23 protein-coding genes are annotated in these 23,793 nt (G+C 50.1%); 6 read left to right on the top strand and 17 right to left on the bottom strand.

Annotation, left to right across the window (positions count from 1 at the left end; translation table 11 throughout):
* Positions 1-35: 35 nt before the first annotated feature.
* Both JIG40_RS08875 and JIG40_RS08870 read right to left on the bottom strand, forming a co-directional pair.
* Positions 36-989 carry a sensor domain-containing diguanylate cyclase gene (locus JIG40_RS08875; protein WP_199465177.1) on the bottom strand — a complete coding sequence of 318 codons (954 nt, stop codon included), beginning with the start codon at positions 987-989 and terminating at the stop codon, positions 36-38.
* 29 nt (positions 990-1,018) lie between these two features.
* Entirely contained in the window at positions 1,019-2,146 is a 1,128-nt protein-coding gene (locus tag JIG40_RS08870) for an HD domain-containing phosphohydrolase (RefSeq protein ID WP_199465176.1), read from the bottom strand.
* Positions 2,147-2,513: 367 nt separating this feature from the next.
* On the opposite strand from JIG40_RS08870, the gene JIG40_RS08865 reads away from it, so the two are divergent.
* Positions 2,514-3,233: a prephenate dehydratase domain-containing protein gene (locus JIG40_RS08865; protein WP_020329031.1), complete on the top strand. Its 720-nt coding sequence runs from the start codon at positions 2,514-2,516 to the stop codon at positions 3,231-3,233.
* Between the two features lie 64 nt (positions 3,234-3,297).
* Here the strand turns inward: JIG40_RS08865 and JIG40_RS08860 are convergent, their stop codons facing one another.
* Positions 3,298-4,269, bottom strand: a complete 972-nt coding sequence (locus tag JIG40_RS08860) for a LysR substrate-binding domain-containing protein (RefSeq protein WP_020329030.1) — start codon at positions 4,267-4,269, stop codon at positions 3,298-3,300.
* Between the two features lie 289 nt (positions 4,270-4,558).
* On the opposite strand from JIG40_RS08860, the gene JIG40_RS08855 reads away from it, so the two are divergent.
* Complete coding sequence (locus JIG40_RS08855; protein WP_100267737.1) at positions 4,559-4,960, top strand: ribosome recycling factor family protein; 402 nt, start codon at positions 4,559-4,561, stop codon at positions 4,958-4,960.
* Positions 4,961-5,000: 40 nt separating this feature from the next.
* Here JIG40_RS08855 and JIG40_RS08850 read toward each other — a convergent pair whose 3' ends face one another.
* The 5 genes from JIG40_RS08850 to ectA form a co-directional block, all read right to left on the bottom strand.
* Positions 5,001-5,804: a Cof-type HAD-IIB family hydrolase gene (locus JIG40_RS08850; protein WP_199465175.1), complete on the bottom strand. Its 804-nt coding sequence runs from the start codon at positions 5,802-5,804 to the stop codon at positions 5,001-5,003.
* A gap of 404 nt (positions 5,805-6,208) precedes the next feature.
* Positions 6,209-7,645, bottom strand: a complete 1,437-nt coding sequence (locus JIG40_RS08845) for an aspartate kinase (protein ID WP_199465174.1) — start codon at positions 7,643-7,645, stop codon at positions 6,209-6,211.
* 83 nt (positions 7,646-7,728) lie between these two features.
* A complete protein-coding gene (locus JIG40_RS08840) occupies positions 7,729-8,121 on the bottom strand; it encodes an ectoine synthase (protein WP_020329026.1) in 393 nt (130 codons plus the stop codon).
* A gap of 9 nt (positions 8,122-8,130) precedes the next feature.
* Positions 8,131-9,396 carry a diaminobutyrate--2-oxoglutarate transaminase gene (gene ectB, locus JIG40_RS08835; protein WP_047459884.1) on the bottom strand — a complete coding sequence of 422 codons (1,266 nt, stop codon included), beginning with the start codon at positions 9,394-9,396 and terminating at the stop codon, positions 8,131-8,133.
* Positions 9,397-9,407: 11 nt separating this feature from the next.
* Positions 9,408-9,974, bottom strand: coding sequence for a diaminobutyrate acetyltransferase (ectA, locus tag JIG40_RS08830; RefSeq protein ID WP_158143403.1), 567 nt, complete (start codon positions 9,972-9,974; stop codon positions 9,408-9,410).
* Between the two features lie 591 nt (positions 9,975-10,565).
* On the opposite strand from ectA, the gene JIG40_RS08825 reads away from it, so the two are divergent.
* Positions 10,566-11,465, top strand: a complete 900-nt coding sequence (locus JIG40_RS08825; RefSeq protein WP_158143404.1) for an AraC family transcriptional regulator — start codon at positions 10,566-10,568, stop codon at positions 11,463-11,465.
* 65 nt (positions 11,466-11,530) lie between these two features.
* Here JIG40_RS08825 and JIG40_RS08820 read toward each other — a convergent pair whose 3' ends face one another.
* Positions 11,531-12,298, bottom strand: coding sequence for a TerC family protein (locus tag JIG40_RS08820; protein ID WP_020329022.1), 768 nt, complete (start codon positions 12,296-12,298; stop codon positions 11,531-11,533).
* A 198-nt stretch (positions 12,299-12,496) separates the two neighbouring features.
* Positions 12,497-13,354, bottom strand: a complete 858-nt coding sequence (locus JIG40_RS08815) for an AraC family transcriptional regulator (RefSeq protein WP_158143405.1) — start codon at positions 13,352-13,354, stop codon at positions 12,497-12,499.
* Between the two features lie 97 nt (positions 13,355-13,451).
* Here JIG40_RS08815 and JIG40_RS08810 point away from each other — a divergent pair, with 97 nt between their 5' ends.
* On the top strand, positions 13,452-14,843 hold the full coding sequence (locus JIG40_RS08810; protein WP_158143406.1) for an MATE family efflux transporter: 1,392 nt from the start codon (positions 13,452-13,454) through the stop codon (positions 14,841-14,843).
* A 106-nt stretch (positions 14,844-14,949) separates the two neighbouring features.
* Here the strand turns inward: JIG40_RS08810 and JIG40_RS08805 are convergent, their stop codons facing one another.
* Both JIG40_RS08805 and phhA read right to left on the bottom strand, forming a co-directional pair.
* Entirely contained in the window at positions 14,950-15,282 is a 333-nt protein-coding gene (locus JIG40_RS08805; protein WP_020329019.1) for a 4a-hydroxytetrahydrobiopterin dehydratase, read from the bottom strand.
* Positions 15,275-16,066 (bottom strand): phenylalanine 4-monooxygenase, encoded by a 792-nt coding sequence (gene phhA / locus JIG40_RS08800; protein WP_020329018.1) that lies wholly within the window; start codon positions 16,064-16,066, stop codon positions 15,275-15,277. Before phhA ends, JIG40_RS08805 begins: the two co-directional genes overlap by 8 nt.
* A 229-nt stretch (positions 16,067-16,295) precedes the next feature.
* On the opposite strand from phhA, the gene JIG40_RS08795 reads away from it, so the two are divergent.
* Both JIG40_RS08795 and JIG40_RS08790 read left to right on the top strand, forming a co-directional pair.
* Positions 16,296-18,281, top strand: a complete 1,986-nt coding sequence (locus JIG40_RS08795) for an acetoacetate--CoA ligase (protein WP_199465173.1) — start codon at positions 16,296-16,298, stop codon at positions 18,279-18,281.
* 106 nt (positions 18,282-18,387) lie between these two features.
* A complete protein-coding gene (locus JIG40_RS08790; RefSeq protein WP_024375478.1) occupies positions 18,388-19,311 on the top strand; it encodes a LysR family transcriptional regulator in 924 nt (307 codons plus the stop codon).
* Between the two features lie 246 nt (positions 19,312-19,557).
* Here JIG40_RS08790 and JIG40_RS08785 read toward each other — a convergent pair whose 3' ends face one another.
* From JIG40_RS08785 to JIG40_RS08765, 5 genes are read right to left on the bottom strand one after another with little or no spacing between them, the layout of a single operon-like run.
* Positions 19,558-20,976: an ATP-binding protein gene (locus tag JIG40_RS08785; RefSeq protein WP_199465172.1), complete on the bottom strand. Its 1,419-nt coding sequence runs from the start codon at positions 20,974-20,976 to the stop codon at positions 19,558-19,560.
* A complete protein-coding gene (locus tag JIG40_RS08780) occupies positions 20,966-21,622 on the bottom strand; it encodes a response regulator (protein ID WP_143682425.1) in 657 nt (218 codons plus the stop codon). Before JIG40_RS08780 ends, JIG40_RS08785 begins: the two co-directional genes overlap by 11 nt.
* 2 nt (positions 21,623-21,624) lie before the next feature.
* On the bottom strand, positions 21,625-22,260 hold the full coding sequence (locus JIG40_RS08775) for a hypothetical protein (protein ID WP_199465171.1): 636 nt from the start codon (positions 22,258-22,260) through the stop codon (positions 21,625-21,627).
* A gap of 11 nt (positions 22,261-22,271) precedes the next feature.
* Complete coding sequence (locus JIG40_RS08770; protein WP_020329012.1) at positions 22,272-23,084, bottom strand: SDR family oxidoreductase; 813 nt, start codon at positions 23,082-23,084, stop codon at positions 22,272-22,274.
* A gap of 10 nt (positions 23,085-23,094) precedes the next feature.
* Positions 23,095-23,778 (bottom strand): iron-containing redox enzyme family protein, encoded by a 684-nt coding sequence (locus JIG40_RS08765; RefSeq protein WP_100267741.1) that lies wholly within the window; start codon positions 23,776-23,778, stop codon positions 23,095-23,097.
* Positions 23,779-23,793: the final 15 nt, after the last annotated feature.

Raw genomic sequence — 23,793 nt, 5'->3', positions numbered from 1 at the left:
CGTCACTGTTACGGGCAATTTTTGGATGGTAGCGTTTAGGTTCTGACCAACCGAACGCCATTCTTACCGCTGCGCTTCACTTGATACATGGCTTCGTCTGCCCGTTCATAGAGGGTTTCAAAGTCATGCTTCCCCGGCACAAATTCACACACACCGATACTAAAACCGATGTGCGCCTTACCGTTTTCCAGCACGACAGGTTCTGCGGCGTGAGTCAGCAACTGGTCGGTAAACGTATTCAGCGCCTGCGTTTCTTCTTTTTCGCACAGCAGAACAAACTCGTCGCCACCGAGGCGCACTATCACCGACTGTGGCGGCGCAAACCGTTTTAGCCATTCGGCCACCACCACCAGTACCGCATCGCCCGCTTTATGGCCAAGATGATCGTTGACCGTCTTGAAGTTGTCGACGTCGATAAACACCATCGCCGCCAGCGAATCGGATTCGGAGTGATTGATGCGGTTAAATTCACTTTGCAGTGCTTTGCGATTAAGCAAATTGGTCAGCGGATCCTGACGCGCCAGACGCGATAGCTCCTGCTCATAACGCTTTTCGTTAGTGATGTCGATGTGAGTGCCCATGATACGCAGCGGCGAACCATCCGCGGCGTATTCGACAATCCGCCCACGGTCCGACACCCAGCTATGGCTGCCATCTTTGTGCAGCATACGATGCACCACCTGATAAGTATCAGCGCGGCCATGCAGGTGATCTTCAAACGCGCCGACCGCCAGATCATAATCATCGGGGTGCAGCTTGCTTTTCCAGGTATCAAGATTTGCTTCCAGTTCATTGGGCTGAAAGCCGAGCATCTTGCCCCACTCCATGTTGAAAATGCGCAACCGCCCCGTAGGCACATGTTGCTCCCACAGGCAGAGCCCGGTGCCATCAAGGGCGGCATTGAGCTTCTCTTCTAAGCGCTGCTTTTCACGGGTTAATTGCTCAACCTGCTGTTCCAGGTGCTGAATGCGATCTTGCTGTTCTTCCATGGGCGTGATTGATAGTTAACGTAGTAACGCTAGTCTGCCACAATTTCAGGGGACACCGCATCCTCAAATTGACGGCGAATGAGCTGCATATTGGCGAGATTCTCAATAAAGATATCCAGCAACTGTGGATCAAAATGCTTGCCGCGGTTGTCACGCAGATAAGTGACCACCTCTTCCATACTCCAGGGGCGCTTGTAAGGACGGGTAGACAGCAGCGCATCGAACACATCACAAATAGCTACAATACGTCCTTCCAGCGGAATTTCTTCTCCCTTCAAGCCAGCCGGATAGCCGGAGCCATCCCATTTCTCGTGATGCGTAAGAGAGATGCGGCGCGCCATGCGGATCAGCTCAGATTTGTTGTCGGGAATGATGACGCCACCCATTGCCGGATGCTGTTGCATCACGTTCCACTCCTGCTCATCGAGCTTGCCCGGTTTGAGTAAAATGCCGTCCGGCACACCAATTTTGCCGACGTCATGCAGCGGGCTGGCGATTTGAATCATCTTGCACCAGTGCGGCTCTTGCCCCGCCGCTTTCGCCAGTTCAAAGCTCATGCGGCTGATGCGTTTGATGTGTTCACCGGTTTCGTTATCGCGAAATTCGCCCGCTTTAGCGAGCGCAAAGTTGAGCTCATGAGCCAGTTCTTCCAGCTCAAGGCAAGCGGTGTCGTAATAGACGGAGGTGGCCAGTCCCATGTCCATAAAAATGACTCGGTTGAGTGCCGTCATGTAGCGCTGAACGTTCCCTATTTCTGGCGCCAGCACTTTATACACCACTCCGGCAAGCTGGCTCAGCACAATGCAATAAGCACCAGAATAGATCTTAAAGTCGATACCGAGTTTATGATGGGTTTTGCCGATGCGGTTGGTTGCGTTGTAATACTCAGCGCCAAAGTTGCCACGAAATACATAGCGCATCATATGCTCGCGTTGGTGGGCTTTAGCCCGTTTGACTGACTGTTCATCCTGATAAAAATGCGCCGTTTCCCGGTTGCAGCTCAAATGGGCATAAACATGGCTAAGAATGTCATCAATATTTTGTTCCATCACCCAGTAGAATTCGCGTAGCGTATTCAGCGTTTGCTGATCGATGACCAAATACGACGCCCACCGACGAATTGCGCTCTCTGGTTCTGAGCTAAAAGCCGTTTCCATCACACACCTGACTTTGACTGTTGTTATTCATCATCCGCACAATAAAAGACCACAACATTTGTGCAGTTAATGTGTGGATATAGCAAAAGCCTCACGTTGCATAAAGTACGACCAGTTAACCAGCGCCCGTTTTTATGAAGGTATTTGCACTACTTCACAAAGCGATTGGAATAAGCCTCACATGTTGCATGTTGTTCGTGCCACAGGTGAAGCTTAGTGACGGAGTCACGCAAAATAGGCGGTACTTCGCCCGTCTGATTGCGTGAAGCCAGATCGTGGTTTGTAAAAAAATGTAGCGGTAACCCTTCTCCACCGATTGATTAAATAATAAGCTCATGGTTTCACACTATAATAAGGAGAATTTGTCGTGAAACGATTGCTACCTCTGGTTATTCTCGGTTCCGCATTGTTGGCTTCCCACGCGATGGCGACGACAGGCGACCACATCTACGTTCAGGCGTCAAAAGGCAGTTTTAACGATGCCGCCATCACTAAGTTGTTCGAACAACAACCCGCTCTGAAAGCAGAAGTGGATTTTTCCGGCACTCCGCTCAACACCTTTATGCAGGCCGATCTTAATGATGCACTGGCATTCAGCGCGGTTGAGAACTCCACCATTAACGGCCGCTTGGTCCAGGCTACGGTTGAAGCATTGCAGCAATACAAAGTCGTTGGTGTGAAAGCGTTTATCACTACCCCGATTGAAATGTGTGTACTGATGAACAGTAAAGATGTGAAGGCGAAACGCTCGATTGCATTAATTGCCTCGCACCCTGCCGCTCTCAAGCAAATCGATAGCTGGAAACAGACACTGAATGCGAAAGAACTGGCCGTTCCAGAAGGCACGGCAGCAGCGGCACAACGCGTCTCAAACGGCGAAATGCCGGATGGCACCGCGGCGATTGGGGCTTGTGTGCTGGAGAAAGTGTATCCGAATCTGGTTGTGGTTGAGCAAGGTGTTCAGGACAACAAGAACAACAAAACGTCTTTCCTGCTGATGGATGTGGAAAAACGGGTCTCACCGATTGGCGAAGCAGATGCTCGTAAAGAGCTGGAAGCGGCGATTAAGCAGGGACAAAAGCTGTGATCTGAAAGAAAGACATACCGACAGCAAGCGGTATGTCTTTCACTTGGAAAAGCAGAATCGGGGTCTACTGATAAGTCATCAGCTCGCGATCATCAAACCATTTCATCAGCTCTGCTCGTGGCAGATGTGAGGTATTCTGAATCACATTTTTAGTCAGATGCGGCGCAAACTTTTCAATGAAGTCATACATATATTGCTGCAGATAGGTGTTTTTGTTGTAACACAGCCAAGCGTAACAATCCGGCACCAGCCCTTCCAGCGAACGCACGGTAATGGAATCACTCAGCTTGTGGGTGGCAACCGAGGCAATAATGCCGATCCCGACCCCCAGACTCACGTACTCTTTGATCACTTCCGCATCCATCGCCGTGACGATGTATTTCGGCGTCAGGCCTTTCTGCTTAAACGCGTTATCAATCGCGCCACGGCCGGTCGATTTGAGTTCGTAACTGATGAGCTTTTCCTGCGCCAGCTGTTCCAGCGTAATGGTTTCCGCTTTAGCCAGAGGGTGGTTTGATGGCACAATCAGCGCCAGTGACCACTTGTAAGCAGGCAGAACCGCAAGATCCATCTGCTCATCGACATCCTGCGCCACAATAGAGAAATCGTAAGGGCCGGACGGCAACGTATTCCCACGGGTTTCTGGCTCAATGGTTCCCATGTGCAGTGATACTTTCGGGTACTTTTTCATGAAGAACTGCACCGTTTCCGGCAACAGGAATTTCGCGATCGCATTGGTGGTGTAGACGTTCACTCGTCCCATATCCGGCGAGGTGACACTGGCAGAAAGCGCCTTGATACGCTCTTCAATTTCCAGCATTTTTCCTGCTTCACGAATGATCTGGCTGCCTATTTCGGTTGCGCCGGATAAGTGCTTACCCTGACGCTCAAAAATCTGCACGCCCAGCTCATCTTCCAGCAACGCAACTTGCTTACTGATACCCGGCTGAGAGGTGAATAATTTTTCTGACGTTAACGAAATATTGTATCCATTACGCTGAATCTCTCGGATATAGCGCAGTTGCTGTAGCTTCATTATGTACTCCTAGGTCACAAAATGATTGCATAACAATCACTTAAATGAGCCATTAGTTATACAGGAATCATCGGTTTCGAGCTAGTCTATCTATTAATAAAAAGATAGGCCATCGCATCACAAAGACACGCAGAAAACTGCGACTGATTTCATGTGTGAGCAAATCAGGCATGGCGATGGCGGAGTTTCTCTGCCGTACAATTTGCTTTAAGATCAGCGGGGTTGAACAACGCATACTGTCGACACGGCGAGGCCGGGTCGGAGGTTCCATCAATCAGGACACAGATATTTGGCCACCAAACACTCGGAATCGATTGTCACCATTGCCCTTCCTTCGCTGATCCATCGCATCGGCCGTGAACACGCTACAGCCTTACAAGCGTTCGCGGCTGAGCATCGCTGCACCATCAAGCGTGTTCGTCGTTCGCGCAACTGGCAATGTCAGGGCGAACCGGAAGATTTGCTGTTGTTGCTGCGCGCTATTCAAGCCAGCGACATCGCATTGGCCGTCGCGTCGGTAACAAGCAAATTGGAAGCGGGCATCAAGCCCTATCGGCAAGAAACGTTAAGCGAAAGATTGGCTCAGTTGGTGCAGGACAACCCGTCGATGACCCTGGCTGAGCTGATGGAAAAAACCGGCTGCACATTAGTGCAAGCCAGAGCGGCGCGGGAAGAACAGGAAAAGTGGTAAACCAGCGTCCAGGCCGGCTCACCAATTGAAATATAAACGACTAAGCTTGGCTCAGCAGCTCTTTAATGATGGTCAGCACACCGCCTTCACGGTTGCTTGGCGCGCGGAAACGGGCGTACGTTTTGACTTGTTCATGGGCATTATCAACCGCGTATGAGTAGTAGCTCGCCTGCAACATTTCAACATCGTTGAAGTAGTCGCCGAAGGTCATGGTTTCCTGCTCAGTAAAATCAAACTTCGTCTGCAACTGCTTGATGGCAGTGCCTTTCGACGCTTCTGCGTTCATCACATCCAGCCAGATTTTCGCACTCACCACCACTTTGTGGCTGTGACCAAATTTCGCGTTAATGCTCGGATTAACCCATTGCTCAGTGCCATCAAAATGGCAAATCGCGACCTTGATAAAGTCATCCTCAACCGCCAGAAGATCCGACACCGACTCGCAGCGATGGTAGTACTTCTGAATCTCTTCCATTGCCTGTGGATCCTCTGTCTCGATGTACGCCGAGCGCTTACCGCACAGCACAACATGAGTTCCGGCAATGTTTCTTGCTTCGTTGATGATCGCAGCAACCGCTGATTTATCGATGGTGCTGCTGTAGAGTTCTTCGCCTTTGTACATCACCAAAGTGCCGTTTTCGGCGATAAACATGATGCGATCCTGAATCTCGGCAAAAGTGTCGAGCAAGCTGTAGTACTGGCGACCAGACGCCGCAGCGAACAAAATGCCGCGTTCATCCAATTGCTTGTACAGGGGGAAAAATTCTGGGTCGAGCTGGCCTTTCTCGTCGAGAAGCGTGCCGTCCATATCAGTTGCGATGAATTTGATGTTTCGTTGTGACATAAAGTGAAGACTCGTAGATTCAAAATGCGTGGGCCCGCTCATCCTATCATATTCCGTCGCGGCTTATTCAGTTTGCTGTCAGAATACCTTCGGCCGAGCGTCTGACGTCCAAGCCACTAATTCGTTGATATTTATTGAACTCTCAATTAAAACTCAAAAATATTTGTAATGAACTCAAAAAATGTTTAGTTTGTCAGCAGATTTATTTGAGGAAGTGTCATTATGAGCTTTAAACAAGCCTACCTGTTTTACCTAACTTGCGCCGCCACCATCAGCTTTGGTTTTTCGTTTCTGGTTCTTTACCTGGCGGTAAACAGCTAAGTATCACTGAACACGATAAGAATAAGAAAAGCCGCTGCAGAGATTGTCTGCGGCGGCTTTATTTTTGGCTTGAAGATGCAACCTTATGCGGCTTTAACCGGTTTGGCGTTCGCCGCGCTTTGGCGCGTTTTCTCACTAATTAGCGCTTCGTGCAGTGCGCAAATCGCACTGTTGTAATCGCTGTCTTCAACCACAAATTGCACATTGACATTACGCATTGAAGAATGTGCCGCCATCGGATTCACATTCAGTTCCGCCAAGGCGTGCATACCGCGCGCCAAAGCTTGGTTGGTGTTGATGTTCGCACCAATGGCTGAAATCAACGCCACCATTTTTCCGGAAATCGACGCATTCGGATAACGTTTCTCCGCTTTATACAGCAACTGGTTGAGGTTATCGCTGGAACCGCTGAGGAAATAGGTCATCGAGTTGGCATTCATCTCTTTTCCAACCAGATGCACTTTGGCTTCGGCAATGATTTCCATCAGGTCATAGCTCACGTTATCCACTTTGCCGACCATGCTCTGATCAAACATGTGCAGCGCAAATACCTTGTTGCGCCCGGCAATGATCTCGACCTTGTTATCTTCAGGCTGATGATAATTGGAGATCAGCGTGCCCGCATGGTCCGGTTCAAAGGTATTTTTCACCCGCAGTTCAATCTCCTGATTGCGCAGACCCGCCGCCGCATTGGGGTGGATTGCTTCCATGCCAAGGTTGGCCAGTTGATCGGCCACATCGAAGTTGGTCAGCCCCATCGGGCGCACTTTCTCCGGCCCCACAACGCGCGGATCGGCCGAGCTGAGGTGATACTCTTTGTGAATGATCGCCTGATCAGCATGGGTCAGCGCAGCAATGCGGCTGAACGTCATCTCGCTGTACCCACGATCATAGGTTTTCATCAGGCCTTCGTCGCAGTAGGCATAACCCGTCACGATCGGCAGCTCCGTCGAGACATCTATCTCTTCAAAAGCGCGCAGAATTACCTCATCCAGATTGCCCCGAGTGCCTTCGTTCCAACCCGACAGGTCAACAAAACGGGCGTTAATGCCGAGCGTTTTCAGTTTTAGTGTCGTGTTATACGCACTGTGCGCTTCGCCAATCGAAGAGAGAAATTCGCGGATCTGAGGCAAATAATGACGCAGCGAAAACTGCCCGTACTGGCAGGTTTCGAGAATATTGTTGATGCAGTTCACCGCTTCAGAAATGCGGGAACGAATGAACTTATCGGCGCGAATCCGGCTCATGGGATCGGCAAACAAGTTTTCATTAGTCAGCAACATACGCTGTTCCAGCTCGTACATTGCATCCGTCCAACTGTCGTCGCGTTTCGCGATCATTTGATAGATGCCAGGCTTGCCGGTGCGTTTGCACTCCAGCAGAGCATCGGTCATGCCCGAATAGGCCGAGACAACAAATACGCGGTCATACGGATTACTCGGTTTAAGCAGAATATTATCAAGGACCGCGTCAAACGCAGTCATGGAAGTACCACCGATCTTTTCTACGGTGTAAGACATGGGGTCTCCTCGTTATGTTGAATTTACAGGGTGTCGCTCAAGTAAGGTTGCGACGTCATGTCCGCAACCTCATTCAGCCAGCACTAATCGGCGATGGGATAGACGCCGTTTTCATCGTGCACTTCCGCCCCTGTCAGCGGTGGATTGAACACGCACGCCATGACCATATCGGCGCCATCGTAAGCACGCAGGTAGTGTTCATCGTGTTTGTCCAGGATGTAGAGCGTTCCCGGCTTAATCGGGTAAGTTTCACCACCAACCACGGCAATTTCGCCTTCACCAGACATGCAGTAGACCGATTCCAGATGATTTTGGTAGTGAATGTGGGTTTCAGTGCCTTTGTAGATGGTCGTGATGTGGAATGAAAAGCCCATCTGATCGTCTTTGAGCAACATACGGACACTTTCCCAAGTTCCGGTTTCAGCAACGATACGGCGTTCACTTTGGCGACATTCATCCAGGGTTCTTACGATCATGACTCTTCCTTATGAGGCTTTTTTAATAAATTGAGGTGCGATGTTTTCCACCGCGCGTTCGAAAATCTCCAGGCCTTGTTCCAGCTCGGCTTCACTGATGGTCAGCGGGCAGAAAAACTTCACCACTTCATCATTTGGGCCAGCGGTTTCAATCACCATTCCCAAACGGAAACATTCGCGGGCAATTTTTTCAGCCACCTCACCACTTTGGCACTCGATACCCTGCATCAAGCCTCGCCCTTTCAGGCGTGAGAACAATTCAGGGAAACGGCGCAGCGACGTTTGGATGGTGCGGGTCACCTGCTGAGCTCGCAATTGAATGTGCTGAGCAAAATCATCGTTTGCCCAATAGGTTTCCAGCGCTTTGGCAGCGGTGACAAAGGCGTGGTTGTTGCCACGGAAAGTGCCGTTGTGCTCGCCCGGTTTCCACTGATCCAACTCTGGCTTGAACAACACCACGGCCAAAGGCAGTCCGTATCCGCCGATCGATTTCGACAGCGTGACGATGTCGGGTTCAATGCCGGCAGGTTCAAAGCTGAAGAAGGTACCCGTTCGGCCACAGCCGGCCTGAATGTCATCAACAATCACCAGTACGCCATGTGCTTTACAGATTTTACTCAGGCGTTGCAACCACTCATTGGATGCCGCGTTCAGACCGCCTTCACCTTGCACCGTTTCAACCAGAACCGCCGCTGGCTTATCCAGACCTGACGAGTTGTCGCTCAGCATGGTTTCAAACAAAGCAAGACCATCAATATCGGCGTAGCCGTCGTACGGCAGACGCGTGACGCCAGAAAGGCCAAGCCCCGCACCACCGCGATGATGCTGGTTCCCCGTCGCCGCAAGAGCGCCGTATGAGCAGCCGTGAAAACCATTCGTGAAGGCAACAATATTGCTGCGCCCGGTGACTTTGCGTGCCAGCTTCATCGCCGCTTCAACGGCGTTAGTGCCGGTTGGGCCAGTGAACTGCACTTTGTAATTCAGGTCGCGAGGTTCAAAGATGTAGGTTTGCAAAGCACGCAGGAATTCCGCTTTCGCTTCCGAATGCATATCCAGGCCGTGCGTGATGCCATCTTTGTCGATGTACTCAAGCAGCGCTTGTTTAAAAATGGCGTTGTTATGGCCATAGTTCAGCGAGCCAGCGCCCGCCAGAAAATCGAGGTAAGCATCACCATCTTTGGTATACAGCCAGCTTCCTTTGGCGGTGGAAAACACCACAGGGAAATGGTTGGCATAAGATTGAACGTTTGATTCTTTCTTTTTAAAGATATCCATAACGATGGGATTTATCCTTTTCGGTTAGTTCGTGGATTAAGAGGAATTCGGTACAGGTATTCGGTGTCATGCTCGCCATCAAAATGGCGGGTTTCATCGAGAAACGTTGACACTTCACCCTTTTCACCGTGGGCCCGATCCAATTTCTTAAACAGACTCCAAGAGCCATTGTTGTCTCGGGTAATCGTGGTTTCCAGCACGTCAATGTCGGCCAGGTCATCGCGGGTCAACAGTTCGTTCAGCATATGGAAAGCCAGACCCATTCCGCGTGCGCTTTCATGCACAGCGACCTGCCAAACAAACAGCTCGTTTGGCTTATCCGGCTTGCAATAGGCTGAGACGAATCCCACCATGTCGCCATTACGTTCGGCGACCACGCAAGTACTTTGAAAGTGTGTAGATTGCAGGAAGTTACAGTAGGCAGAATTCTCATCCAACGGTGAACATTGCGATACCAATTCATGTACGCGTTTGCCATCCGTTCGGCTTGGAATTCGGAACGACCACTCTTCCTGAGCATTGTGCATAATTTCTGGGTATGCAACCCATGGTGCTGCTGTAATCATTGTCGGCCACATATCAATTCAATTTGAACTCTAAACAAATTCCTTTTATAAACTAACAGCTCAAATGAATATTTCAACCCCTTAACTCGACAAAATATTACAGAAAACTCATAAGTTTATTTTTTATCAATAAGTTAATGTAAGAAACAACAGTGCACCAAAACAGACAATATATTTAGACGTGTAATTAAAATGACAATTTACTTACAATGACATGTCAGACTGGATAAATAACAAGGCTGTCACTAGCAATTTGAATGAATTTCGCAATTTGCATTCGCAGAATGCAACCGTTACGGCTGAAATAGTGCCAAAAGCAGAGAAAAACGCGCAAGATATAGTCAAAACAGTGCTCTAAAACTTGGCACATATACTGCATTATATTAGTCGACCCTTATTAAGCCGAGGGTCACCTAGCCAACTGACGTTGTTAGTGAATGCATTTTGTTCACAATCTATATCGGCCAATCGTGATTATTACGATTGGCTCTTTTTTTATCTGCCATACGCAGTTGAGAGTCATTGCACACTTCTCGACACCACGCTTTACCTCTTTGATTTCCGCAGTAAAGTGACCACGTCAACATTCACAGATGTGTGCCCATGAAAACGGACTACCACAAACGCTTATTACCCGTCATTCGCTTTCTCGAAACCAACTTCGATCAACCGTTTAATCTGGAAGAAGTTGCGCGCATGGCTTACCTCTCTCCTTACCATTTTCATCGTATTTTCAAAGCGGTAATGGGCGAAACGCTCAACGACTATTTACGTCGTTTGAGAATGGAAAAGGCCGCCAACCATCTGTTTTATAAAAAACTGTCGGTGGTCGATGTTGCGTTATCGATGGGATTTTCCAGTTCGCAAGCCTTTGCCAAAGCGTTCAAGCAACATTTTGGCCTGACAGCGAGTCAGGTTCGCGAATGCGATAATCTGGAGGCGTTTACTCTGCTGCTACAAAACAGCAAGATAGGACACATGCTGCGCAAGTATGGACACGATTCAGAATCAGAGGCTGCCTATAATCACCAGACATTGATAACAAGGAGTCACCAAATGGATCTACAGACTTTCGAACCGAGCGGTTTGGCATTTGTACGCGTAACCGGACCGTATGGCGAAAAATACGAGCCCGCCGTGGGCAGTTTATATGGTTGGGCGGGGCCAGCGGGACTGGCGCACCACACCTCTATTTTCATTTATCACGACAACCCGGAACTGACACCCGCTGACAAATGCCGTACGGACATCTGCCTGCTGGTTCCATCAGGTACAGAAGTACCCGCTCACATTGAGTACACCGAGTTTTCTGGGGGCAAATACGCAACTATTCGCCGCACAGTAACCGACAAATCGCAGTATGTTCTGTATTGGGATGAGTTGATGGAAAAAGTGGTGGAACAAGGGCTCGATTCTGACGATCGTCCCTGTTTTGAGCTCTACCATGAATGCAATCCAGAAACTGGCGTTGCTGACGTCAGCTTCTGCACCGCGATTCGTTAAATACACGCATCGTCCGGAAACATTAAGGGGAAGCCATCGCTTCCCCTTTCTTTATTCATGCCGAATTAACGCAGAATCGGATGACGTCTATCCAGATGCAGTGGACGAGCACGTTTTATCGTTAACGACTGCTTTTTCTTCCACTGGATATGACACAGCTCCATTACCAGACCAAACGCCATCGCGAAGTAGACATAGCCTTTGTTGATGTGCCATTCAACGCCTTCAGCCATCAGCAGGCCGCCCAGCAGTACTAGGAACAACAGCGCCAGCGTTTTGAAACCAGGGTAACGGCTGACTAACGCGTTAATCTTGGCCGCGGTCAGGATCATGATCACCGCCGACACCAGAATCGCTGCCACCATCACTGGGATATCGTTGGTCAAACCGACAGCGGTGATCACCGAGTCCATAGAAAATACCGCGTCAACTGCGACAATTTGTAGCAGTACAACGGTCAGTCCGGCACTGACATTCGCGCTTTTCTGATGCTCGACGTGGGTCAACCAAGACCACAGTTCTTTTGCGGCTTTAATGAACAAGAATGCACCGCCACCAATCAGGATAAAGTCACGGCCTGACAGCTCGTTACCCAACAGTGTGACAATAGGGCTGGTGAGAGACATCACCCAGCTGATCGAAAACACCAGACCGATACGCGCGGTCACGGCCAGCGCAATACCCAAATTACGCGCCAGCGCTCTCTGATGCTGCGGCAAGCGTTCACACAAGACGGAGATAAATACAACGTTGTCGACACCAAGCACCACTTCCAATGCCAACAATGTGGCAAAAATGGCCCAAGTTTCCGGTTGTAGGAATAGTTCTAGCATGTGGCCTCCTTAGTCAAGGAAGCGGAGTAAAACGAAGAAAGGAATGGGATTGGTCGCCTGAAGGGGTCGTCCATTAGTGATAATAACCTCTGTTACTTAGGAGGCATAAGTAAATCATTCGGCGAGATTTACGACAAGATCTCCATTTGTAACAAGCTATGTAAATATCGTACGGACCAATCTTGTTTTGCATACGATTCACAACAGGAATGTGTTTTTCTTATCGTACCGATGTTCACGCGGTGTCTTACCGCTCCAGCGTTTAAAGCGGGTACTGAAATTAGCACTGTTTGCATAGCCAACCATTTCGCCGATGTGTTGTATCGACCAGTCTGAGCGAGCCAGCAATCGTGCCGCATATTCCATACGCAGGCGGGTCAGATGTGCTTTCGGGCTGTGGTGATAATAACTCTGACTTAAGCGATGCAGATGTGGTACCGAGCACGGCACCAAAGCGGCAATTTGATCCACCGTCCAATCTCGATGCAGCTGTTTTTGTACTTGTTCAAACGCACGGTTTAAACGCACGTGCATGCGTGATTGCGCGTTTGGTGCAGGTGAACTGAGCAAGTCATTAATTTGTTCCACCGCATGCTGCGCAACACGCTGTCCTAATTCCGGTGGCAGTGTCATGGTGCGTACCAGCGTTTGAATACAGGAAAACATCACGTCGGTGATTGGCGTTAAATCGTATTGTAGGTGTGCACCGGCGACACATCGCCATTCGTGACGCGGTGTCAAAAACAACCACGCCAGCTGCCAATCTTCCTCTTCGATACCAAAGCCATTCTCACAACCCGCGGGGACGACGATCAGCGATCCGGGCTCCAATACGTAACGCTCTTGCCCACTTTGCAGCCAGCCTTTGCCTTTCACCGTAAACAGCAACATATGCTGGCCCGGAGATTTCCGATACACGCTGAACGATTCGCGACACGTCGCAAGACCACACTGCACGATGCCACTCTGTTCCAGATGCAGTGCATGTTCCTGATCGATGATCTGATGCGTCGTTTTGTCGGAAATTCGATAATGTTCCTGCTTATCCTGAATCATGAGAGTTTGGCAAACATTTGAGAGGGAATTGAACAATACAAAGATCCACTCAGCCCCTACACTGGCAGCGTTAATTCCTTCGAGTGAGATCTCACCCATGATGGCCTCTTTTCGTCAGCTGGACCGTCCGTTCTGGCAAAAATTAATTCAAATCGGCGTGCCTGTATCCCTGCAGTCAATGCTGTTTTCTCTGTTGGGCGTGGTCGATATATTTATGGTCAGTCAGCTCGGTGAAGCCGCGACCGCCGCCGTCGGTGTCGGTAACCGGATTTTCTTTTTCAATCTGATCGTCATCGTAGGTGCCAGCGGTGCGGTGAGTGTGCTGGCTTCACAATATTTCGGAGCGGGCAATCTCGACGGTGTGCGCCGTGTTCTGGCGCAATCTTGGGTGGTCGCGCTGCTGTTTACTGTGCCATTTATGATGCTATATTTGATTGCGCCGCAGTCGGTGGTGTCTGTCATCGCATCCGATCCACAATACGTCTCGCTGGCGACAGACTATCTATGGGTCACTGGCGCCAGCCTGTTCTGCACCGCATTGGTAGTCCCCGTTGAAGGCGCTTTACGCTCGGTTGGCGAGGCGACACTGCCTACGCGAGTCAGCATCATCGCCATCATCATTAACGCGATTCTTAATGCGCTGCTGATCTTCGGCCTGTTTGGCTTTCCGGAGCTTGGCGTGCTGGGAGCAGGGATTGGCACATCCATTTCTCGTCTATGTCAAACCGCAATGCTCTTTTACGCCTTGCGCCGTCGCTACCCGCATCTGTTGCCGACCCGCGACAACTGGCGACAAGCAAAGTCACCTCAGCATCGTGCACGCTATTACAAAGTGGCTTGGCCAATGATCGTGCACGACACTGGTTGGGCAGCGGGCATTCTGGTCTACAACGTGATTGTCGGTCAGTTGGGTGTCTCGGAGCTGGCGATCATCTCCCTGCTTTCGCCAATAGAGAGTGTGCTGATTTCTGCATTCCTTGGCTTTGCCGTCGCCGCGTCAATTATTTTGGGCAACGAGATAGGCGCCCAGAACTATCAACGGGTGGAAAGTACTGCCTGGTGGTATGTGCTTACCAGCTGCACACTGGCCTTGCTACTCGCTCTGTTGTGCTATCTCGCCAAACCTTGGCTTGCCTGGCTTATCAGCCACAGTCCGCTGGAAGACTCAGCGATGGCACTCAATGTTTGCCTGGTCATGGCGTTTGGCATGGTGCTGCGGGTGTTCAACATGGTTGGCATCGGCGGCGTACTGAAAAGCGGCGGCGATATTCGCTACAGCATTTTCATCGACCTGTTCGGTCAATGGGCCATTGGTATCCCGCTCGCTTATTTCACTGGTTTAGTCTTGGGCTGGCCGTTGCACTGGGTGTTGATGGTTATTTGGCTGGAAGAAGGGGCAAAAATTTTTCTTACCACACAACGCATTTTCTCTAAACGATGGATTAACAACCTCATCAATGACGGTGACTCACCCACTCTCACTGCCTGAAACACGATGAAAAAAGCCTGACGGACGAGGGAGGGAGTTCGCGAGTCAGGCCAGAGGGTCGTGTAACTTTATTGTTGTTGTGTTTGCAATGTGACTTCACCGCGCGCTATTGCGCTAAGTGGTCACATTTGGCCGCACAAATAAAATCGTTCTTGTGCAGGCCTTTAATCGAATGACTCCACCATGTCACCGTCACTTTACCCCATTCGAGTAAAATACTCGGATGGTGAAATTCCTCTTCAGCTAACTGTGCAATCTGATTTGCAAACGCCCAAGCCAGCTTAAAGTTCTTAAAACGGTACACTTTTTCAAGTTGCGGAATACCATCGCGATGGATAAGCGCCCACCCTTCCAGCTCGCTCAGAAGCGTTTGCTGTTCATCTTGTGTCAAAGCGGTCGCATCGGCACTGCAAGCTTCGCAGCGTAATTCATCAAGCATGAGTTTCTTCCTTCGGTGTGAATAATGGTGGCAGTAAACCTGCCGCCATGGCTTTTTCTACATGGCTCATCAGATCGGTCTGACTAAGCTGATACAACTGGCGGATATCATCCAGTACATAATAGACCGGCTGCATGATATCGATGCGATACGGTGTCCGCAGGACATTATGTAAGTTAAAACTTTCCCGATCAGGGATGGTACTGTCGAGTGAATAGATGGTTTCGCCCGGTGAGGAAAGAATACCACCACCATAAATTTTGGTATTGCTGCCCTCTTTCACTAATCCAAACTCTACCGTGAACCAGTAGAGGCGAGCGAGATAGACCCGCTGCTGTGGCGTCGCGTTTTTCCCCAGTTGTCCATAGGTGTGAGTAAACGCGGCGAAATCCGGATGAGTGAGCATTGCGCAGTGACCGAAGATTTCATGGAAGAAATCCGGCTCTTGCAGATAATCGAACTCTTCCCGGCTACGCAGAAACGTCGCAACAGGGAATTTTTTGTCCGCCAGCAGGGCAAAAAAACGGTCAAAATTAATCAGTGCGGGGACCGGCGAAACCTGCCAGCCCGTTTCTCGCATCAGAACTTCATTAATTTCAGGCAGTTGTGGAACACGATCAACGGGAAGATTGAGCATTTCCAATCCATCAAGATAAGCCTGACAAGCCCGTGAACGAATCACAGATTGTTGGCGCTGGACCAGGTCGCGCCAGATGGCATCTTCTTGCGAATCCCAGTCGACAAATCCCTTACTATTCACTGGCTTGGAATGATACTTGGTCATCATCCCTCTCCTTAACAATTCCGTTACATTAAGCCTATCGCCTTCGAAATTGGCTGCCAATGATCTGTTCAGAATACCGCCAAAAACCAGTGTAACATTTTATTTACATTGTCAGTTTTTTTGCTTATATATCAGCAAGCTGATTATTGGGCGCAGGTTTGACTTTACTGAAAAATGGTCAAAACTTGATGCATTACAAAAAAAAGATCACACACTCATCGAGGATGTTATGCCACACGCCACGCCCCTTTGGACTCCCAGCCAGGACCGAATTGAATCATCCAACCTGCAGCAGTTTCTCCGCCATATCAACATGCAGGGTGAAGCCTTAGATGCCTATGAGCAGTTACATCGTTGGTCGGTCACGGATAAGAAAAAATTCTGGCTCGAAGTGTGGCAATTCTGCGACGTGATCGGGTATTGCGGTGACTGCATTCACGGAGAAGGCATTGCGCGTTGGGATGAATTTGTACCGGCTCGCGATACTATCTGGTTTCCTCAGGCACAACTCAATTACGCGGAGAATTTACTCTCCTACGCGTATCAGCAGCCCGACGGTGTGGCTATTTGGTTTAAAAACGAAAATGGCCAGAGCCGCAGACTGACCTGGCAACAACTGTGCGATCAGGTTTCTGTCGTGCAGCAATGGCTGACTCAAAATGGGGTCGGCCGCGGTGACGTGGTCGCGGGTTATCTCCCCTACTTGCCAGAAACCATCGTTGCCATGCTGGCAACCACCAGTCTCGGTGCGGTTTGGACATCCACCTCACCGGACTTTGGTGTCGACAGCGTGGTGGAGCGCTTTGGCCAAGTGCAGCCTAAAATTCTTTTCTGCTGCAATGGCTACAGCTTCAATGGCAAAACCCATGTGATGGAAGAGCGCAACGCCAGCATTGTCGCAGCGATCCCTTCCATCGAAAACACCTGCCAGATTGAGTATCTCCAACAGCGTACTTACAGTCAGGATTTCAATGACACATTTTCGGACTGGCAGGCGATTCTCGCCAGTTATCTGCCACGTGGCATCGAATTCGAGCGGGTCGGTTTTAACGATCCGCTGTTTATTCTCTATTCTTCCGGCACAACGGGTCAGCCAAAGTGCATTGCGCATTCCGTTGGCGGTATCGTGCTTAATCACCTCAAAGAACATCAGTTGCATTGTGACATTCAGCCGGGTGACCGCGTGTTTTATTACACCACCTGTGGCTGGATGATGTGGAACTGGCACGTCTCCGCACTGGCGAGCGGCGCGACTCTGGTTGTTTACGATGGCAGTCCGATGTATCCCCAACCGAGCGTATTGTGGGAACTGGCTCAGGAAACGCAGATGACGCTGTTCGGCACTTCGGCCAAATACATTGAAGCGCTGCAAAAGAGTCACTTTTCACCCAGTGATTTTTATGACTTAAGCGCGCTGAAAACGCTCTGCTCAACTGGTTCAGTGCTCTACCCTGAGCAGTTTGAATACGTCTATGCCGACATTAAGGCCGATTTACACTTGGCATCTATTTCCGGGGGCACTGACATCTGCGGCTGCTTTGTTCTGGGCAATCCGATTTCCCCCGTCTACAGCGGTGAGTGTCAGGGAGCCGGTCTCGGAATGGACATCGCGGTGTTTGATGACGAAGGTGTGGCCGTGAGTCAGCAGCGCGGTGAGTTGGTGTGCCGAAACAGTTTTCCCAACCAACCCATCGGTTTCTGGCACGATGATGGTGAACGATACCACCACGCATACTGGGACAAATATCCTGGCGTTTGGCATCACGGCGATGAGATAGAGCTTACGGCTCACCGCGGCTACCGCTTTTACGGCCGCAGTGACACCACGCTTAATCCGGGTGGCGTGCGCATCGGAACGGCGGAAATTTATCAGCAGGTCAATCAGTTAGAAGAAGTGCTCGATTCGATTGCCGTCGGCCAAAAGCAAGGCAACGATGAAGAGATCGTCCTGTTTGTTCAGTTGCACGATAAGGCATTTTTGACCGACGAACTGAAAGACAAAATTCGCAAAACACTGCGCACCCACTGCTCGCCACGCCATGTACCAGCCCGAATTTATCCCGTCAGTGAGGTACCACGCACTAAATCAGGCAAGTTGGTCGAGCTGGCGGTGAAACAGACATTGCAAGGACAACCGGTAAAGAATCTGGGCGCGATTGCCAACCCGACGGTGCTGCATGAAATCGAACAGATCTTTGAAAATGAGCAACCATAACCGGGCAAGATGAACCGGATATCATGCTGGCGTGAGTATTTTTCATTACTCTATTTTTCTTTAATAATGATATGCTTGCGCCACCGTATACTGCTTTATTTATTTTATGGATTATATTCATCTATCGAGATTCAGTTTAAAGCACCTGACGGCACTGCACGTCATGCTCAGCACTCGCAGTGTCACGCAGACCGCTGCCCGACTGTGCGTCAGCCCCTCCAGCATCAGTAAAATCCTCGCTCAGTTACGTGAACTGCTCGATGACGACTTGTTTTACCGCGACAGCAATCAGTTGATTCCAACGCCCTATGCCCTGCAAATGGGTCCTGCGGTTCACAGCATTTTATCCAGCATGAACGGTCTTCTTCATCAGGCCAACTTTGATCCCAAACTCTATAACGGCCACTATCGGCTCGCCATGCGTGAGAGCACGCTCGAACTCTTCGCCGAAGACATCGCTAACATCATTTCCGAATGCTCACCCAATCTCTCTTTGACGATCCATTCTAAGGAGTATTACGGATTTGAAGCACTTCAGCGCGGTGTGATTGATTTCATGATTTTGCCGCACGACATCAGCCAACCTCCGACTCACGCTCAGGATCTGGTTTGGCATATTATCGCCGACGACGAAATGGTGTGCCTGATGAATCCCAACCATCCGCTGGCTCAAGGCGAAATGACCACCGAAGACTACCTGTCTTACAAACACATCGCCATTCTCGATAAGGAGCTCAGTGAGCCCTATTTTGAGAAGAATCTCGCTCAGCGTCATAAGTCACGCCAGATTGCGGTCACCACCGCAGACTTCGGCGCAGCGGCAATCATGTGCCAACATACGGATCTGCTGTTTACCTGCTCTAAACACTGGGCAGACAGAGCTCATCAGGCGCAAGGGTTGATTTACAAGACGCTGCCGTTTGACTACGGAACGGTGGCTTACAGTTTGGTATGGAATAAGCCGAGCATGAATGATCAGGCAATGAAGTGGTTGTGTAAGCGCCTCACCAAAGGTCAGTGCGGTTGCTAATCAGCGGCAAGCGATACGGGAAAAGTAAAAAGGTCAGCACATGCTGACCTTTTTATTCTGTTTTTGCTTTTATTTATTTCAAACCCTAGCCATGAGTTGTTAGTCAATAAACAGATTCTGGTATGAAAATGGTCAGGGGAACTGCTTAATAACCAAATTCATATTTGCAGTGTATGTATTGTAGGACTTTTCCGACAGTGAAATTACGTAAATAGTCAATTTACGATTTGGAAAAACCTTGCGGCCCTAGGCTTTGGGCAACGCTACCCAGAATGTATTGAGTTCATTTTCTCGTGGCATCAGTTCAATCGTGCCGCGATGCAGCTTGGCGATGTCTTTAGTAATCGACATACCCAGTCCCGCTCCATCGCCTTTTTCGGTGTTCGCACGATAGAAGTTTTCAAACAGTTTCTCGCGGGTTTCTTCGCTTAACGCTGCGCCGCTGTCGCTCACCCACACGTTGACTGCACCGCCCGCCTCGTTCAGCGTGACTTTAATTTGCGAACCTTGGCCAGAATAACGAATGGCGTTATCGACCAGATTGGTAAACAGAATGCGCAGTAGCGACTCATCCCCCAGCACATAGATATCATCACCATCGAGCGACAGTTCTTGCTGATGACGCAGCGCAAATGGCACCAGTTCCGCCAATACACCCTGCACAAGTTTAGTCAGGTTAATGCTTGAGAACGCGAGGTCGTGAATACTCTCCACTTTAGCCAGCATCAACAGCTGTTGAATCAGGCGGTCGGTACGCTCTATACCGCGCAAAATGTTGTTCAAATCAGATTTGAGCTGATCCTCATTCTGGCTCAACAATGCGTTTTCTGCGTTGAGGCGCAGGACCGTGAGCGGCGTTTTCAGCTCATGCGCAGCCATGCGGGTAAATCGTCGCTCCCGTTGCCAAGCATGATCCAGTTCCGTCAGCAATACGTTCAAGGCATCAACCAGCGGCGATAACTCCACCGTTGGATTGGACACATAGATACTGTCGAGCTTGTTGGCATTACGCTGTGTAATGGCGCGTTTGAGTTCGGAAATCGGTTGGAAATGCTTGCCGATCAATAACGTCATCACCAGAGCCAGGCAAGGGATCATAATCAATTGCGGCAGTGCAGTTGAAAGTGCCAGTTCGCGGCTCATCTCGTTTCGAATCGACTGCTTTTCCGCCACGATCACGTATTCAGGCTTGGTGTGGTAACGATCCGGCAGTGGCAATTGGAAATAACGCCATGTCTGGCCATCAATATCAAAATAACCAAAGCCGGCATAACGTGGGTCGTGGGCCGTGCGGGCGATATCAGGAATGGAGCTCCACACCAGTTCACCGCTGTGATAGAACTGAATCAGAATATTGCGTTCATACGGGTGTCCAAACGTGGTAGGTGAATCATCACTTCCAGCCTGCGCTTTGATGCGCTGCATCCAGGTATCGAGAATTTGGCTGGCTCGTCTGGCTTCCAACCCTTCTTCCTTGAACGGCATGCCGAGCAGCAGCATTTTGGCCGATTGCCCCAAGCGTGCATCGTACACTTCTTCGATTTCGTGCTGGGAGGCACTGAAACTGAAAAACAGCGACAGAAGAATGAGTCCGCTGGAGAGCAGAACAACCGCAATGGTGAGGCGTTTTTTGATCGAAAACGCTTTTACGTGATTATTTTTCAATGATGTAACCCACGCCGCGAATGTTTTTGATGACCTCATTGGAGACTTTTTTGCGTAGGTTATGAATGTGAACTTCGATGGCGTTATCGCTCGAGCCTTCATCCCAACCATGCAGTGATTGTTGCAACTGCTCTTTGCTCATCACTCGGCCAGCATGTGTCATCAGAGACGCCAGAAGTTTGAATTCGTTGTTGGTCAGTTTCAGTCGGTTTCCCTGATAATCGACCGACTGTTCAGAGAGCGACAGTGACAACTCTCCCACTTCAATGCGCGTGTCGCAGTAGCCCGATTGACGGCGAATCAGTACCCGCAGGCGCGCCATCAACTCTTCCAGTGCAAACGGCTTGATCAGGTAATCGTCCGCACCGCCATCAAGGCCTTTCACCCGATCTTCGATGTCGTCACGCGCAGTCAGAATCAGCACCGGCAAAGTAAAACCCGCGCGGCGAATGTTGCGTAGCACCACCAGACCATCAATATCCGGCAGCGTGAGATCGAGGATCACCGCGATAAACTGTTCGGTTTTGAGCACGGTTTCCACACCGGAACCGCGCTCAACCCAATCGACGGTGTATCCATGGCGACTTAACGAGGTCACCATTGAACGTCCTAACAGGACATCATCTTCTACAAGCAACAAACGCATTACTAATTGAGTTCTCCAAGTTTTTGGGCAATTTCTTGTTGTCGGCCCTGATCAGCCAGCGGACGATCCGGACGTGGCTTCGCGTGCTGCGCTTTGATCAGATATTGAATCGCTTCTGCTTTGCGACCATCCTGAGCCAGGAAGTCACCATAAAAGTAATTCGGATCAATACCTTCCGGATTTATTTCCAACGCTTTATGCAGCATTTTTTCCGCTTTGTCATCATCACCAAAGCCGATAGGCCAGCCCGGTACCTGATAGTATAGCGAACCTAAACTGGTATACGCAGAGCCATCTAACGTTTCCGGCGCTTTTTCAATAACTTGTTCCAACAGTACTTTCGCTTCCTTCACCAACGACAACGCCCCCAGACCACCTTTCGCTCCAGCGAGTGAGGATTTATTGATCGCCAGCCACACTTTGAGATCCTGGCGCTCCGGCTCCTGCGTCAACGCCTCTTCATTGCGTTTGATGAGGTTTTCCAGACAGTAAACCTGATGATCTTTGTCTTTGGACTGATACTGACACACGGCCCATTTTTTCTGAATAGTCAGCAGCGGATCAGCACTCGCTGCTGATACCGAAAGAGAAGTCCCCAGCGTCAGCGCAGCTGCGAACATTGCCATATTCCGTTTCATTGTTTGTTCCCTCATGATTTACCGTGAACCTGATTGATGTATTGATGAATGGTGTCCTGCTGTTTGCGAATCGATTTTGACACCACTCCGGGAATGATTTGGTTGAGGCGTGCAAACAGCTTCTCTGGCCAGCCAATCCATCTCGACGCCTGTTCATCTTCCAAAATAGAGACCACGTGTTTGGCAACCACACTTGGCGCATCGCTGTGATTACCCAACTGGCGATTCATTTCAGTCACGCGATCATCGTTAAGATCGGTTTTCGTCGCACGCGGCGCCAAATACAGCACGCGAATGCCTGCACCATCAAGCTCACGATCCAGCGCTTCACTAAAGCGCTGCACGCCCGCTTTCGCCGCGCAGTAGGTGGTATATCCGGGAAAACCGATGGAGCCAAACGTAGAACCGATGTTGAGGATGATCCCTGGTCTTTGCAGCCAATTCAGTGCCGACTGGCTGGTCAGAATCGGCGTCATCAGATTGAGGTGAATCTCCTCTTGCAGCGATTTGGCGCTGCGCTGGGCGAGGAAACTGAACTGATTGTTGCCCGCGTTGTTGATCAGCACATCAATGCGCTGCTCGTTTTGCACCTGCTCAAGCCCGAACGCTTTGAGCTGCTCTTCACTGTCCGGTTGCTGAAAATCAATGCAGAGTGTCTGATGACGTTCAGGGTCATTCAGGCTGTTCTTCAACGCTTCCAGTTTGTTGCGGTTACGCGCCACCAGCACCAGCGATGCGCCTTTCGCTTCGAGCGCGTGTGCGATCTCCTGACCAATTCCCCCGGAGGCCCCCGTCAGCAGTACGCGTTTACCTTGCAAATTCATCTCTCTCTCCTTACGCTGCGTGCTGTAACGCATCAGGCGTCAGGCCACGCAACATATCGCCATACAAGCGAAACACCATATTGGCCGAATCGATAATGGCTTGCTGATCCAGCGGATCGGTGATTTGGTTCATCAACCCTTCAAACAGCTGAATGTGGTCCTGATCGAGCACGCTGTGCGATGTCAGATAACTCATCGCGCTGTCCGGCAAATTCAGTTTATCCTTGACCAACGCCGCCACCTGACCACCGACGCCCACACTGGTACCTTCAAGCACCCAAACCATACCGAAAAAAGCCATCGGGTTGACCCGGTCAATCTGGTGATAGAGGTAAGCCACCATCAGTTCGATCGGTGCGCCGACTCTCCCTTGAGCCTGATTCGCACGCACCATACCTGCATCTGCACCACACGCTTTGATGTCGTTGAGAATCCACTCGTGGTGGCCCTTCTCTTCTTCGATGTACTCACCAATCGCCTGACGCAACCATTCATATTTCTCCGGCAAGCGCCCACCACAAGCCATCAAGAGTGGTACGGTGTGTTTCACGTGATGGTATGCTTGGGTCAGAAACGCAACGTAGGTTTCGCGGTCGATATCCCCTTTTGCACACTGGGCAAAAATCGGTGCCTGCAACATGGTTTGCTGCGCCGCTAAGGTCTGCTGTTTCAATGTCTGAAAAAATTCACTCATCCTGTATTCCTCTTT

Origin of the sequence: Vibrio sp. bablab_jr001, assembly GCF_016464285.1 — a bacterium.
Taxonomy (GTDB): Bacteria; Pseudomonadota; Gammaproteobacteria; order Enterobacterales; family Vibrionaceae; genus Vibrio; species Vibrio fluvialis.
Note: the sequence above shows the minus strand (reverse complement) of the source record. Positions and strands in the feature narration are given on the sequence as shown.